Annotated in this window: 13 protein-coding genes; 10 read left to right on the forward strand and 3 right to left on the reverse strand. The window is 59.1% G+C overall.

What is annotated here, in order from left to right:
• Positions 1-129: 129 nt before the first annotated feature.
• The 3 genes from J4E53_RS07090 to J4E53_RS07100 form a co-directional block, all read right to left on the reverse strand.
• Positions 130-837 carry a cupin domain-containing protein gene (locus J4E53_RS07090; RefSeq protein ID WP_103308318.1) on the reverse strand — a complete coding sequence of 236 codons (708 nt, stop codon included), beginning with the start codon at positions 835-837 and terminating at the stop codon, positions 130-132.
• Positions 838-884: 47 nt separating this feature from the next.
• Positions 885-1,742, reverse strand: coding sequence for a GNAT family N-acetyltransferase (locus tag J4E53_RS07095; RefSeq protein WP_103308319.1), 858 nt, complete (start codon positions 1,740-1,742; stop codon positions 885-887).
• 226 nt (positions 1,743-1,968) lie between these two features.
• Positions 1,969-2,895 carry a glyoxylate/hydroxypyruvate reductase A gene (locus J4E53_RS07100; protein WP_103308320.1) on the reverse strand — a complete coding sequence of 309 codons (927 nt, stop codon included), beginning with the start codon at positions 2,893-2,895 and terminating at the stop codon, positions 1,969-1,971.
• 287 nt (positions 2,896-3,182) lie between these two features.
• Between J4E53_RS07100 and gabT the strand changes: the two genes are divergently transcribed.
• The 10 genes from gabT (at position 3,183) to J4E53_RS07150 (ending at position 13,953) form a co-directional block, all read left to right on the forward strand.
• On the forward strand, positions 3,183-4,475 hold the full coding sequence (gene gabT, locus J4E53_RS07105) for a 4-aminobutyrate--2-oxoglutarate transaminase (protein ID WP_103308321.1): 1,293 nt from the start codon (positions 3,183-3,185) through the stop codon (positions 4,473-4,475).
• Positions 4,476-4,567: 92 nt separating this feature from the next.
• On the forward strand, positions 4,568-5,224 hold the full coding sequence (locus J4E53_RS07110; protein WP_103308322.1) for an HAD family hydrolase: 657 nt from the start codon (positions 4,568-4,570) through the stop codon (positions 5,222-5,224).
• A gap of 46 nt (positions 5,225-5,270) precedes the next feature.
• Positions 5,271-5,759: an Lrp/AsnC family transcriptional regulator gene (locus J4E53_RS07115; RefSeq protein ID WP_060742352.1), complete on the forward strand. Its 489-nt coding sequence runs from the start codon at positions 5,271-5,273 to the stop codon at positions 5,757-5,759.
• Positions 5,760-6,059: 300 nt separating this feature from the next.
• Positions 6,060-7,091 carry a phosphate ABC transporter substrate-binding protein PstS gene (gene pstS, locus J4E53_RS07120; RefSeq protein WP_060742351.1) on the forward strand — a complete coding sequence of 344 codons (1,032 nt, stop codon included), beginning with the start codon at positions 6,060-6,062 and terminating at the stop codon, positions 7,089-7,091.
• Between the two features lie 72 nt (positions 7,092-7,163).
• Positions 7,164-8,129: a phosphate ABC transporter permease subunit PstC gene (pstC, locus tag J4E53_RS07125; RefSeq protein WP_060742350.1), complete on the forward strand. Its 966-nt coding sequence runs from the start codon at positions 7,164-7,166 to the stop codon at positions 8,127-8,129.
• Complete coding sequence (gene pstA / locus J4E53_RS07130; protein ID WP_060742349.1) at positions 8,129-9,040, forward strand: phosphate ABC transporter permease PstA; 912 nt, start codon at positions 8,129-8,131, stop codon at positions 9,038-9,040. The genes pstC and pstA overlap by 1 nt, the downstream gene beginning before the upstream one ends.
• Positions 9,041-9,115: 75 nt before the next feature.
• Positions 9,116-9,877, forward strand: coding sequence for a phosphate ABC transporter ATP-binding protein PstB (gene pstB, locus J4E53_RS07135; protein ID WP_218276792.1), 762 nt, complete (start codon positions 9,116-9,118; stop codon positions 9,875-9,877).
• Positions 9,878-9,971: 94 nt separating this feature from the next.
• Entirely contained in the window at positions 9,972-10,670 is a 699-nt protein-coding gene (locus J4E53_RS07140; protein ID WP_060742348.1) for a hypothetical protein, read from the forward strand.
• The gene (locus J4E53_RS07145; RefSeq protein ID WP_371919207.1) at positions 10,670-11,296 is read left to right on the forward strand and encodes a hypothetical protein; all 627 of its coding nucleotides are present in this window, start codon (positions 10,670-10,672) and stop codon (positions 11,294-11,296) included. Before J4E53_RS07140 ends, J4E53_RS07145 begins: the two co-directional genes overlap by 1 nt.
• A 446-nt stretch (positions 11,297-11,742) precedes the next feature.
• On the forward strand, positions 11,743-13,953 hold the full coding sequence (locus tag J4E53_RS07150; protein ID WP_103308324.1) for a bifunctional diguanylate cyclase/phosphodiesterase: 2,211 nt from the start codon (positions 11,743-11,745) through the stop codon (positions 13,951-13,953).
• Positions 13,954-14,016 lie beyond the last annotated feature (63 nt).

Here is a 14,016-nt window from a genome sequence, read left to right on the forward strand (position 1 = left end):
GGAGCCGAGCTCGCTCGCGATGAGGCCAGTAAACCCGGCATCCATGTGACCGGACCACCGCCATCGCGAGCAAGCTCGCTCCCACAGGGGGAGCGCGGCCTCACCAACCCCAAAAGGCCCCGCCAGACATCATTTGCAGACGTAGAACTTGCGCACATAGACGCTGCTCTTCCAGGCGCAGGGGGCGCCTCGCGGCACGAACACGGTATCGCCCGTGTTGACCGCCAGTTCAGAACCGTCGGCGTTCTGGAGAATGATGCTGCCCTCGATCAGGTGCATCAGTTCATGCATCGTGTGTGGCCGCGCCTTGCGGGTATAGGGTGTCGAGTCCCAGATGCCGATGCGCAGGTTAGTCGCGTCCTCGACGAACACGTTGTTCGAGCGACATTGCGGTGTCGGGCTCAGCAGGAATTCTTCACTCGGAGGCGTCGAAGGGGAGAGCAGGGTGTATGGGGGGAGGGCGGTCAGTCCGGCAGTACCGGCTTCAACAGGCTGGGTATCGGCACAGAATGCCCAGAACGAGCCAGGTAGCGCGTCGATCTGAACCGATGTGCCACGGGCGATCACGGCGCTGTCACCCGGATTGAGTTCGAGCGCGTGATCCTGGCTCTGCAAGATGACGCGTCCCGCGTGGACCACAATCGTTTCACTGTAGGGGTACCGATCGCTGCTGAATTGTCCGCTCGCCTGGACGACGCCGGCAGCAATGTCATCGGTCCCGACATAAGCGATCTGTCGGTCGAAAGGATCGTTGGCGCCCAATGAGCCGCAGGTGAATGCTGTTGACGCGGGAGTGCCGTTGGCATGTGCGAGCAGCACGGCGGTGGGTTCTGGCATGAGGGTGTTACTCCGGGAGAGTGGATAGTGTCGCTGTGAGTGGGGCGTCAGCCGATAGCCTGGGTCACCAGCGCAAACTGATGTACGCCATCGCGGGCCCGGGGTGGGGTCCCACGAACCATTTGTGCGACGGTGTCGACCTGTTTCAGCCCGGCTTCTTCCAGCCAGGAACCGAGCCCGCTGTCGGGCAGTACATCCATGCGCACGAAAGCATCCGGCACTTGAGCCAACAACACCGCGATCAGGTGCTTGGCCTGCTCTGGATTTTCCGCAACGACCGGGCCGATGTAACGACCGCGACCGAAGGAACGCAGGAGGGCGAACGCTCGCAATTGCCCCTCACGCTCGATCCCCACGACGTCTTCGACACTCTCGAACAGATCGTTGAGCACGGCATGCCTGTCCAGGCCGCTGCCAGCGTTGGCGAGTGCGATCACGTCGTTTCGATCGACGTCGCTCAGGTGACGCAAGCGCTCACTGGGTGGCAGGTCACTGGGGGCAGGGGGCGATACGTTTCCTTGGTGTTGTTGGATATGCCCAAAGTCGACGAATCCCTGGCTGACATAAAGAGGCGCGCCGGCCAGCGTCGCATTGAGCATGGGGGTCTGCGAGCCGCAGGCCTGGAGTGCCAGCTCCATCAGTTTGCGACCGATGCCCTGGCCCTGGTACTCATCGCTGACGATCACCAGGCCGATCGTGGCGTAGTCACCCTGTGGGCAGGTGAACGCCGTACCGATCAGGCGGCCTTCGTCCTCTGCGACAAAACCCTGCGAGACACGCTGCAGCATGGCCCAGTCTTCCAGGCGGTGGGGCCACTTCAACTGCACGGACAAGGCATGAGCCGATGTCACATCGGCAGGCGTCATGGGGCGATAGGTACAGGCGGGGCGTTGCGTGTTGGACATGACAGATCTCCATGGACAGGGAGCGTGACCGGTCGGATTTCTCCGCTGAAAGTGTTGGTATCTCACCTGCCACCAGGCCTGACAAGAGGCGGACATTGATTCGGTAGATTGCATAAGTTGCGGCTTCGCGCACCGCAGTTATTGCTCAAATCGGGAGCAGGCTCAGCAGCAAATATCAGCGGATTTTTCGTCGGTGTTTTTCTCGTAGGTGCATGACACGCGCGGGTCAATAACGTCGCTGAGGGTCAATCTGGCCGAGCATCGATTCGCCGCGCTGATGGCGGCGGATATTGTCCAGCAACACGCCAAAGGCACTTTCGGGTTGGGTCATCGCCGCGATATGCGGCGTCAGTAATATTTGTGGATGCTGCCAGAACGGGTGATCCGATGCTGCCGGTTCCTGTTGCAATACGTCGAGCACCGCGGCACTGAGCTGGCCGCTGGCCAGGGCGTCGAGCAGATCCTCTTCTATCAGGTGCCCGCCGCGACCCATGTTGACCAGGGCAGCCCCCTTGGGCAGGTGTTGGAACAACTGGCGGTTGAGAATCCCTTTGGTCTGCTCGGTCAATGGCAAGACACACAACACGATGTCGCATTGGCCGAGGAACGCCGGGAGCTGTGCGTCACCGGCAAAGCAGTCCACCCCGGCGATGCGGTGTTCGCTGCGTGCCCAACCTGACAAAGCGAAGCCAAAGGTCTGCAAAGTGGCCAGGATCTGCCGGGCCTGCATGCCTAGCCCCATGACACCGACCCGACGTTGGGCCGCCGGCTGCAGCAAGTGCACCTGCCAGCACCGGGCGACCTGTTGCTGGCGATAACGGAGCATGTCCCGGTGCAGGCTGAGCACGGCGAAACTGGCGTACTCGCACATGCCCCGGGTGATGCCGGGGTCGAGTAGCCGGACCACCGGCAGGGACGTGGGCAGGCGATCAAGGTCAAGTTGGTCGACCCCGGCCGACAAGGCGAACAGCACCTCCAGGTTTGGCAGCAATGTTTCGAGGTCGTCCGGCGCCTGCCAGGCGGCGAGGTAGCGAATATCCTTCGGCTCGCCGATGTCCGGCCAGGCACGCCATTCGATATCCGGCGCGTGCTCGGCGAATAGACGCTTCCATTGTTCGCCGCGTACCGGGTCGGCTTTATAAAGCAGGGCCATGGGTCACTTCTCGTTACTGGATAGGGAACCTCCAGCATGCCCGAGTGGCAAAGCAGGATGTATCAAAAGAGCCTGCGTAATCACACATCGCTGCGTTGTATGGGGCGTCTGCCGGCAGATTCCATCGGGCTGGAGGCGGCTGAAGGAATCTGCTGTTTGCCGGGGTGAAAACAGTCGATCCGAATTTCCCAGAGGCCAAGTTCGGCTTAGACAATCGCGTCGAACGCTTAACCTGTGGAACACATCGCAGCCGTTTCCCGGTTGCCTGGTTCACTGTGGGAGATGCCATGAACAGTAAAGTCGAAGAAACCCCAAGCTTGCTCCGTCAACGCGATCAATTCGTGCCCCGGGGTCTGGTCACCGCACATCCGCTGGTCATCGACCGGGCCCAGGGGGCTGAAGTGTGGGACGTGGACGGGGCGCGCTACCTGGACTTCGTCGGCGGCATTGGCGTCTTGAACATTGGTCACAATCATCCGAAGGTAGTCGCGGCCGTGCAGGCCCAATTGCAAAAGGTCAGCCATGCTTGCTTCCAGGTGGTGGCCTACAAGCCCTATCTCGACCTGGTCAAGCGCCTGTGCGAGTTGGTAGGTGGTCAGCAAGCCTACAAGGCGGCGTTGTTCACCTCTGGCGCGGAGGCGGTGGAGAACGCGGTGAAGATCGCCCGCGCCCATACCAATCGTCCCGCGGTCATTTCCTTTCGTGGCGGTTTTCATGGGCGTACCTTGCTGGGTACGACGCTGACGGGCATGAGCCAGCCCTACAAGCAGAACTTCGGGCCCTTCGCACCGGAGGTCTTCCATACTCCATACCCGAATGCCTATCGCGGTTTCAGCAGCGAGATGGCGTTGCAGGCCCTGAATGAGCTGCTGGCGACCCAAGTCGCTCCGGATCGCGTCGCGGCGATCATCATCGAGCCGGTGCAGGGCGACGGCGGTTTCCTTTCTGCTCCGCCCGAATTTCTCCAGGCGCTGCGGACCCTCACCGAGCAACACGGCATCGTGCTCATCCTCGATGAAATCCAGACCGGCTTCGGGCGTACCGGCAAGTGGTTCGGTTTTCAGCACGCCGGCATTCAGCCGGACCTGGTCACCGTCGCCAAGAGTCTGGCAGGTGGCTTGCCCATTTCGGGCGTGGTGGGGCGTGCGCACATCATGGACGCGCCATTGCCCGGTGGTCTTGGCGGCACCTATGGCGGCAATGCCTTGTCGTGTGCAGCGGCGCTGGCGGTGATCGACGCTTACGAACAGGAGCAGTTGCTCGAGCATGGCCAGGTCCTGGGCGAGCGGCTGCGGCAGGGCCTGCTGCGCTTGCAGGCACGTCACCCGCGCATCGGTGACGTGCGCGGTACTGGCTTCATGCTGGCCATCGAATTGATCAAGGACGATGAGGCCCACAGCCCCGATGCCGAACTCACCCAACAACTGATCGACCAGGCCAGGGTAGGCGGGCTGTTGGTGATCAAATGCGGGGTGTACCGAAATGTTCTGCGCTTCCTGGCGCCCCTGGTCACCGAAGAAAGTCAGATCGACGAAGCACTGACCATTCTTGAAGCAGCATTGCTGCGCGTGTTGGATTAATCTCAGGTCTCGGTCGGCCCGCAGTAGCGATGTGCCGACCGGGGGCATTTAGCGCATATGGATTGATGAATGCATCATGGGAGGCGACACACATGCACCTGACTGATTATCGTGCGCTGCTGATCGATTGCGACGAAGTCCTGGTCGATCGGGATTCCGGTGTCTGGACGGCCCTGCAACCTTTGCTCGACAACCATCCGGACGTGCCAGCCAGGGAGGCGGTGCTGGCTGAGTTCGACGAGGCAGTGCGCGGGCTCTATCCGCGTTTTTCCGAACTGGGCTTCAGTGGTCTGTTGTGCTTTGCCCATCGTCAACTGGCAGAGCGCCTGGGGCTCAAGGTCAGTTGGGAGGAGGGCATGAGCTTTGCCCGTTCGGCCAGCAACTGGTCGCTGTTCGAGGACGCGCCCGGTGCCATGTTGTACCTGCGCAAATTCTACCGGCTGCTGGTGTATTGCGATCGTGATGCCGAGGACCGTGACCCGCTCTGCGAGCGCTTGGGAATTCCCCCCGAGGACCTGCATTCCCGCGCCAACAATCCACTGGAGGACGAGGCATGGTTGCTGGCGAACAAGCTCAAGCCTGAAAACATCATGCAAGTGTCCAGGCCGCCCGCGTCCCCGCCAAAATCGGCTGGCCTGTGCCTGATCCGCCGTGGCCATGAGCCTGATAATCAAGCATATTCCGCCGATTTCTACATCACCAGCATGGCCGACCTCGTCGCTCAGCATCAGCTATCTTTGCGGCGTTGAATTTGCTAAAACCACTGTCAACCTGAAGACAACCGAGGGGTACCCGATGGAAGGTTTAATAAAACTAGACCGAATTGATATCAGTATCCTTGTTGAACTTCAAAAGGACGGTCGAATGACCAACGTCAGTCTCGCCGATGCCGTGGGCCTGTCATCCAGCCCCTGCCTGCAGCGAGTCAAGCGGCTCGAGTCGGCTGGTTATATTTCCGGCTACAGGGCTCATCTCAACCTGGCCAAGATCACTGACTCGGTCACGGTCTTCACTGAAGTCACTCTCAGTGACCACAAGCGGGAAGACTTCGCCAAGTTCGAATCCAATATTCGCTTGGTCGATGAGGTGCTGGAGTGCCATTTGATCAGCGGCGGGTACGATTACCTGGTGCGCTTCATGACGTGCAGTATCCAGCATTACCAGGAAGTGATCGAAGGGCTGCTGGACAAGAACATCGGCATTTCCAAGTACTTCAGTTACATCGTCATCAAATCCCCCGTGCTCAAGGATGGGGTTCCGCTGCGTAGGTTGTTGCGTCACTGATACGTCCCAGCGCCAGCCGTCCATGACGGCAATCCCTCGAACGGGTCCTTACGACCTGCAAGCAGCCCCAGCGCTGCCGGAATCAATGCGCCTCGGCATTGCGATCCGATCAATCGGCGTGTGAATTCAACTTCTTCAGGCCCTGAGCAAATGCCGGGGCGTGGGTGTGCGCGAGCTTTTCACGTCGGTGCCGTGGCGCAAAACGGGGACATTTGTCCCCTTTTGCAATTCGATGTTCATAAAAACGTAACACGACTGTTGCAGAGTTCCCCAGCCCGTCATCACAAGGAATTTCTTTCAATGAAAAGTTTGATGAAGTCTGTTGCGCTCGCCGTTACGCTTTCTCTTGGTGCCACTTCGGCGTCGTTCGCTGCAGAAAGCGTCCGTCTGACGGGTTCTGGCGCGAGTTTCCCGGCGCCGATCTACCTGACCTGGTTCAAGGATTTCAGCAAGAAATCCGAAGGTGTCACTGTGGATTACCAATCCAAGGGCAGCGGCGCGGGTGTACAGGACTTCCTGAATAAAACCGTTGATTTCGCCGCCAGTGACTCGGCAATGAAAGACGAAGATATCGCCAAGGTTGCCGAAGGCGTGCAGTTGCTGCCGATGACCGCCGGGGAAATCGTGCTGGCCTATAACCTGCCGGGCAATCCTAAAGGCCTGAAGTTGCCACGCGATGTGTACTCAAACATTTTCCTGGGCAAGATCACCCGCTGGAACGATCCAAAGATCGTCGCCGCCAACCCGGACCTGAAACTGTCCGATACGCCGATCACGGTGGTTGTGCGTGCGGATTCCAGCGGTACGACCGCGGTATTCACCAAGCACTTGGCAACCATCAATCCGGAGTTCAAGCAGGCGCTGGGGGAGGGCAACACCGTCAACTGGCCGGCCAGTGACAAGTTCATCAAGTCGCCGAAGAACGATGGTGTGACGGCTACTGTGCGCCAGACGCCGGGCGCGATCGGCTACATCGAATACGGCTTCGCCAAACTTGCCAAGGTTGACTTTGCCCAGTTGCAGAACAAGGCCGGCCACTACGTCGTGCCAAACGCCGAGAGCGGTGCCGAGGCTCTGGCAGCGGTGAAGATGCCGGATAGCCTGGTGTCCTGGTTGCCTGATCCAGACGGCGCCAAGTCGTACCCGATCACGTCCTACACCTGGATGATTTTCCGCAAGGACAACGGCAACCCGGCCAAGGCCAAGGCCATGCGTGAAATGGTCGAATACAGCCTGACCGAAGGGCAAAAGATTGCCGACTCGATGGGTTACATCCCGTTGCCGCAGTCGGTTGTCGAGCAGGTTCGCAAAGCGTCCGCCAACATTCAGTAACGCCTGAGGCCTCTCTCGGCGTGTGCTGTCAGCCATGCCGGGAGAGTTTCCCCCTTGTTCCGGACTTAGCCAATGAACAAACCCTTTGTCGTACCGGTTAATCCAGATTCTGCCTGCCAACCACCGTCCGCGAAGGACTTCCTGGTTGATCGCACCTTTCGTGCGCTTGCGCGTATTGGGGTCATTCTGGTTCTGGCGTTGGTATTTGCCCTCGTGTTCGAAGTGGGACGCAAGGCGCTGCCTGGCATGGAAAAGCACGGGTTCGATGTTCTCCTAGGCACCGTCTGGGACGTGAACCAGGGTAAATACGGCATCCTGCCGGCTATCTGGGGCACGCTCTACAGCGCCTTCATCGCATTGCTGATCGCGGGCTTTTTCGGCGTCAGCATGGCGATTTTCCTGACCCAGGACTTCCTGCCTCCCAAGCTCGCCGCCATTTTCCGCACCATTGTCGAATTACTCGCGGCCATCCCCAGCGTCGTCTACGGCCTGTGGGGGATCTATGTGGTGATCCCGGCGATTCGGCCACTGACCACCTGGTTGAACAGCGAACTCGGCTGGGTGCCATTTTTCGGCACATCCTTGAGCGGGCCGGGGCTGCTTCCTGCGGCGTTGGTGCTCGCCATCATGATTCTTCCAACCATTGCCGCTGTTTCGCAGGATGCGCTCACGGGCGTACCGATGAAAACCAAGCAGGCCGCCTACGGCATGGGGACCACCCACTGGGAAGCGATTCTCAAGGTGATGGTGCCGTCGGCCGCCACGGGCATTTTCGGTTCTCTGGTACTTGGCCTGGGACGCGCGTTGGGTGAAACGATGGCGCTGGCCATGCTGGTAGGCAACGCGAATAACATTTCCCTTTCGCTGTTCGCACCGGCCAACACCCTGGCGGCCTTGCTGGCCCTGAACTTCCCCGAAGCCGGGCCGAACGAGATCGAGGTGTTGATGTATGCCGCACTGGTGCTGATGTTGATCACGTTGATCGTGAACGTCTTCGGCTCCTTGATCATGATGTACGCCCAACGGGGTAATAAGTGATGACCGACCTGACTGCTGCAACAGACTTGACGGCTCCAGCAGGCGCGATGCCCAGCCTGCAGCGCAAGTTCGAGGGCCGCGCCCTGCGCAGCCTGATCCTGACCACCCTGGTCTGGGGCGGGGCGCTGCTGGCCAGCGTACCGTTGATTTCCGTGCTCTACATGCTGATCACCCGCGGCGGCGCTCGCCTGAACCTGGAAGTCTTCACCGAACTGCCGCCGACGGGCTTCGAGATGGGCGGGGGCTTCGGCAACGCGATGGCCGGTACCTTTGTGATGGTGGGTATCGCGGCGGCAATCGCGGTGCCGGTCGGCATCATGGCGGCGATTTTCCTGGCTGAACTGGGGCCGGACAGCAAGCTGGCGAACGCTGCGCGCTTTGCCGCCAAGATGCTCACGGGGTTGCCATCGATTCTGGCCGGGGTGTTTGCTTACGCCCTGGTGGTGATGACCACCGGCACTTATTCGGCACCGGCCGGTGGCGTAGCGCTGGCAGTCCTGATGCTGCCTATCGTCGTGCTGACGGCGGAAGAGTCGATGCGGATGGTGCCCAAGATCATGAAGGATGCCGCCTATGGCATGGGCTGCACCCGCTCGCAGGTGATCTGGAAAATCGTCTTGCCCACCGGCATGCCCGCGATCCTGACCGGCGTCATGCTGGCGGTGGCACGGGCCGCGGGCGAAACAGCGCCGCTGTTGTTTACCGCGCTGTTCAGCAACTACTGGATCTACCACCAAGGCAGCCTCGAGGTCATGAACCCGACGGCATCGCTTGCCGTGCTGATCTACAACTTCTCCGGCATGCCGTTCGACAACCAGCTCGAGCTCGCATGGGCGGCCTCACTGGTGCTGGTGATGATCGTGCTGGTCGTGAATATCATCAGCCGTATCTTCGGCAAGCCCAAGTATTAAGAACGGGAGCATCTGATCTTGAACGTATCCACTGCGCAAATAGCCGCTCCGTTTGTCACCCAGGCACCTGTAGTCATGGACTGCAAACTGGACAAGATTTTCTACGGCAACTTCATGGCGGTACGTGACAGCCATGTGCCGATCGAGAAAAACAAGATCACCGGTTTCATCGGGCCATCCGGCTGCGGCAAGAGTACCGTGCTGCGCAGCCTTAACCGGATGAACGATCTGGTGAAAGGTTTCCGTTTCGAAGGCCACGTGCACTTCCTTGGGCAAGATGTCTATGCCAAGGGCGTTGATCCGGTGGTCGTGCGCCGTTACATCGGCATGGTGTTCCAACAGCCGAACCCGTTCTCGATGAGCATCTTCGACAACGTCGCGTTTGGTCTGCGCCTCAATCGCTACAAAGGCGATATAGGCGATCGGGTCAAGCATGCGCTGCAAGGCGCCGCCCTGTGGGATGAAGTCAAGGACAAGCTCAAGGTCAGCGGCCTGTCGCTCTCCGGCGGCCAGCAACAACGCCTGTGCATCGCCCGCGCCATCGCCACCGAGCCGGAAGTCCTGCTGCTGGATGAGCCGTGTTCGGCACTCGACCCGATCGCTACCCGGCGAGTCGAGGAACTGATGGTCGAGCTGAAGAAGGATTACACCATCGCGCTGGTCACCCACAACATGCAGCAAGCCATCCGCGTCGCTGATACGACGGCGTTCTTCTCGGTGGATATTTCCCAGGGCACGCGCACCGGCTATCTGGTTGAAATGGGTCCAACAACGCAGATTTTCGACAACCCACGTGAACAGATGACCGGCGACTACATCAGCGGCAAGTTCAGCTAAGTCACCCATCCGGTCAAGGCCGCATACCTGCAGAAGCCAAATGGATTTGGCGGGCATCCGGTAGACATTTACCAAGCGTTTCCAAGGAGCACCAATGCCTGCTACGCATCGCCTTGATTTGCCTGCGATTGAACATGCACTGCGCGAAGTGCAACACCGCTTCGCCGAGCTCAGCCGGCACTTCACGGAGCCACGCGATCCCTTGACCGACGAAGTACTGCAGAACGTGCTTGAAGGCTACGCGTTGATTGACGACTATGTTGCCCGCGGCGTCGATCTATTTGACCTTCAGCACCTGAACCTGATGCTCGAGATCAACGCCACGGTGCTTTGTGGCCGAGACCCGACGCGCCGCCTGGAATACGCCCAGCACCTGGCCGCGACCGAGGCGCATTTCTTCAACAACGTTGAGGGAGGCATCAAGGACTTGTTCAATTGGTATTGCGCGTATCGCAGCGAATCCGTCTGGAAGCGGGCGGCTGGTGTCTATGTGCGCATTCTCAGCAAGCCGCAGTTGTTCATTGAAGGGAACAACCGCAGTGGGTCGCTCATCGTCAGCTACCTGCTCATGCGCGCGGGCTTGCCGCCTTTCGTGTTGACGCTGGAAAACGCCAAAGGCTACTTCAACCCGTCATCGGTCATACGCAACTCTGCCAAACATGGAGTCAAGGCGTTGTACGAACTGCCCAAGATCAAGAAAAAATACGCAGCCTTCCTGGAAGAACAAGCGCCTGACCCGATGAAGTTCTTTCTCAAAGGCAAGCCTTTGCCCATCTCTCAGGGTGGTCATTGATGCGCGGGAATTCAGCGTTCGCCAAATGCAAAACCCTCGGCAGCCGGGCAGGGCAGGCCATCCGCTGGGCCATCCCGATGCAGATGTCCAGGCGGCCGCGCATACGCATTTCGTTTGATATCGATGACACGCTCGCCTGCCAACTCCACCACTGCGAAGTCGAACAAAGCCGATTGCCGGCCTGTATTCATCGCTGGCTGGGTGAGCCGTTGCGCAGGGGCACACGCTCCCTGATCCGAGAACTGCGCCGCCAGGATTGCAGCATCTGGGTCTATACGTCGTCCGGCCGCACGCCGTCCTACATCCGGCGTTGGCTGTTGCTCTACGGCATCCGCGTCGACGGCGTGGTCAACAGCGTGCTACACAATCAGGCGCTAACGGACCATGGGCTGTCGAATGCACCCTCGAAATATCCGCCGGCGTTCGATATCGATTTGCACGTCGATGATTCCGAAGGCGTGCAGATTGAAGGTGATGACCATGGCTTTCGCGTGGTCGTGGTGCATCCGGAAGATGACGGCTGGGCGCATAAAGTGCTGGAGGCGGTCGCCATTGTTCAGGCGCAGCTGGCTTGGCAGCAGATGCCTGTCCAGCGTGCTTCGTTACGCCGGGTGCCGAGTGTTTAGCGGGTGATGCGGACCTGGCTCCATGGAATGTTGGACCGAGCCAGAAACTTTCGGATTTGATCGTCATCTGCAGAGGCTGGTCGGCTTTATAAACACATCGTTTAACAAGTGGGCCATGTCAGATGTTCATAGGCAGGCCGTTACTATGTTTTGCGGCAGGTCCGAAGGCTATTGGCGTGGAAATGTTCATCGGTCCAAGTTCATGGAAACCGGGCTGCAGCTTCCGGACTGTCCGGGCCAGCAGAACATCAAAACGGCCAAGCACCCCGACCATTCCAGCCAAACCGCGGCAATCTGATACTGTTTTTTATGTTGGATCTGAGCCTTTTATTAGTTAGCTGGCGCTCTATAGAGTGCGCGTCCGAAGCACTAGTGGACAGTGATCGGCCGCCACTATTTCTGGCTCTCTGAAGACCGGACGACCTCGAGAGTCTTCAGGAACCACCATGAATACTCGTCCGAGCTTTCACAGCAAGACCTTCCCCGAGTCGCAACGTGACATTCTCGGCATGATCGCGACCGACCATCATCTGGGCGACATACTCTGCGCCATCTGTCAGATGCACGACGCACAGGCCCCCGAAACCTTCTGCTCTATCCTGCTCACTGATGCCGAGGGCAAACGCTTGCTGAGCGGCGCGGCGCCCAGCCTGCCGGTCGAATACAGTGACGCGATTCATGGAATGGCCATTGGTCCACACGAAGGAACCTGCGGCATCGCAGCGTTCCGGCGCGAGCTTGTGGTGACCGAAGACATCGCCCGAGATCCAAACTGGGAGCGTTTTCGCGGCCTGGCGCTGGGGCATAACCTGCGTTCCTGCTGGTCGGTGCCTTTGCTCTCCCATCTGGGAGGCGTGTTGGGTACATTTGCCCTGTACCAGAACCGCACGAATGCGCCGGATGAGGCGCAGATTCAACGACTGGCCTGCGCGGCCCAGCTGGCAGTCATTGCGATCCGTCATGAGCGTGACGGCCAACGTCTGGAGGAAAGCGAACAACGTTTTCGTTCTTTGTTCACCTACAACCCCAACCCGGTATTCGCCCTCGATCTGGCCGGCAACATCCAGAGTGTGAATCCGGCGGGCCTGAAGCTGAAACCGCACACCGCGAGCGATTTCATTGGTCATCACTTCTCCCATCTGGTACTCGAAGAAGACTTGGAACGGGTCAGTCAGCATTTTTCCGCAGCCCGCGCCGGAGAACCTCAGCGTTTCGAGGCGCGGGTTCTCGACGAGAGTCAAAAACTGCTGACCATGGACATCTCTAACCTGCCGATCATGGTCAACGGAGAAATCGTCGGGGTATTTGGCATTGCCCGGGACATCAGCGAGCAAAAGCATTTCGAGCGCCAATTGAGTTTCAACGCCAGCCATGACCGCCTGACCGGTTTGCTTAACCGTGTTTCGCTTGAAGACCGGCTTGTTCTGGATTGTCACATCAGTCGTCGGCGTAAGCGTCGTCTGGCGGTGATGTGCATTGATCTGGATGGATTCAAATCCATCAACGATTCGATCGGACACTACTTCGGCGATCAGGTGCTGATTGAGGTGGCGCAGCGTATGCCCCGGCAGGTTCGTCCCGGCGATACCATCGTGCGCATGGGCGGTGACGAATTTATCGTGCTGCTGCCGGACCTGCTTCGTGATGAGGACGTCGTACCGGTGGTCGAGCGCTTGATGGCCAGCATTGCCAGACCCTACTGCATTCAGGGCATTGACCTGCACGTGAGTGCAAGTATCGGCATCACCCTGAGCGATGGTCATATCGAGCAGCCGATGCAACTGATCCAGCAGGCTGACATGGCCATGTACAAAGCCAAGCAGCAAGGGCGCAACAACTTTCAGTGGTACACCAGCGATCTTAATCAGCGCGTTTGCGAGCACGCGAGTCTGCGCAATGACCTGCAAAAGGCTATCGAAACTCAGTCGTTACAGCTGCATTATCAACCGCAGATAGACGCGCGCACGGGTCGGGTGGTCGGGATCGAAGCGTTGCTGCGTTGGGAGCATCCGGAAAAAGGATTTATCTCACCCGCGGTGTTTGTGCCGGTGGCAGAGGACAGTGGTCAGATCATTCCGCTGAGCCTTTGGGTACTCGATACGGCCTGCGCGCAGTTGCGCCAGCTAGGCGAGCAGGGCATCACCGGCATCTCGATGGCGGTGAATATTTCGCCGATGCATTTTCAGCGTGGCCATTTCGTCCAGTATGTACAAGCCACCCTGGAGAAACACGGACTCTGTGGTGAGCAACTGGAGTTGGAGATCACCGAGTCGCTTCTGTTGCATAACGCTGAACAGGCGATCGACACGTTGCACCGGCTCAAGGCGTTGGGGGTGTGCATTGCGCTCGATGATTTCGGCACCGGTTTTTCCAGCCTCAGCTACCTCAAGCGTTTGCCCATCGACAAGATCAAGATTGACCGCTCGTTCATCCAGGAAATCGCCACCGACCATCACGATGCTGCGATCACCCAAGGCATTATTTCCATGGCCCATCACCTCAGCCTGACGGTGGTCGCCGAAGGCGTGGAAACGGCGTCTCAGGTGGATTTCCTGAAGGGCAGTCGCTGCGATGTTTTTCAGGGGTATTACTTTGCCAAACCAATGCCCTACGCAGACATCGAAGCTTTCCTGAGCCATCCCGCGTCCCATCCCTGACCGCCAATTCTGTCTGGACCCAGACCTGAAAATCAGACGCTAAGGCAAATTTTCAGACCCCAG

This window comes from Pseudomonas sp. FW305-28 (genome assembly GCF_017351395.1).
GTDB lineage: Bacteria > Pseudomonadota > Gammaproteobacteria > Pseudomonadales > Pseudomonadaceae > Aquipseudomonas > Aquipseudomonas fluorescens_AA.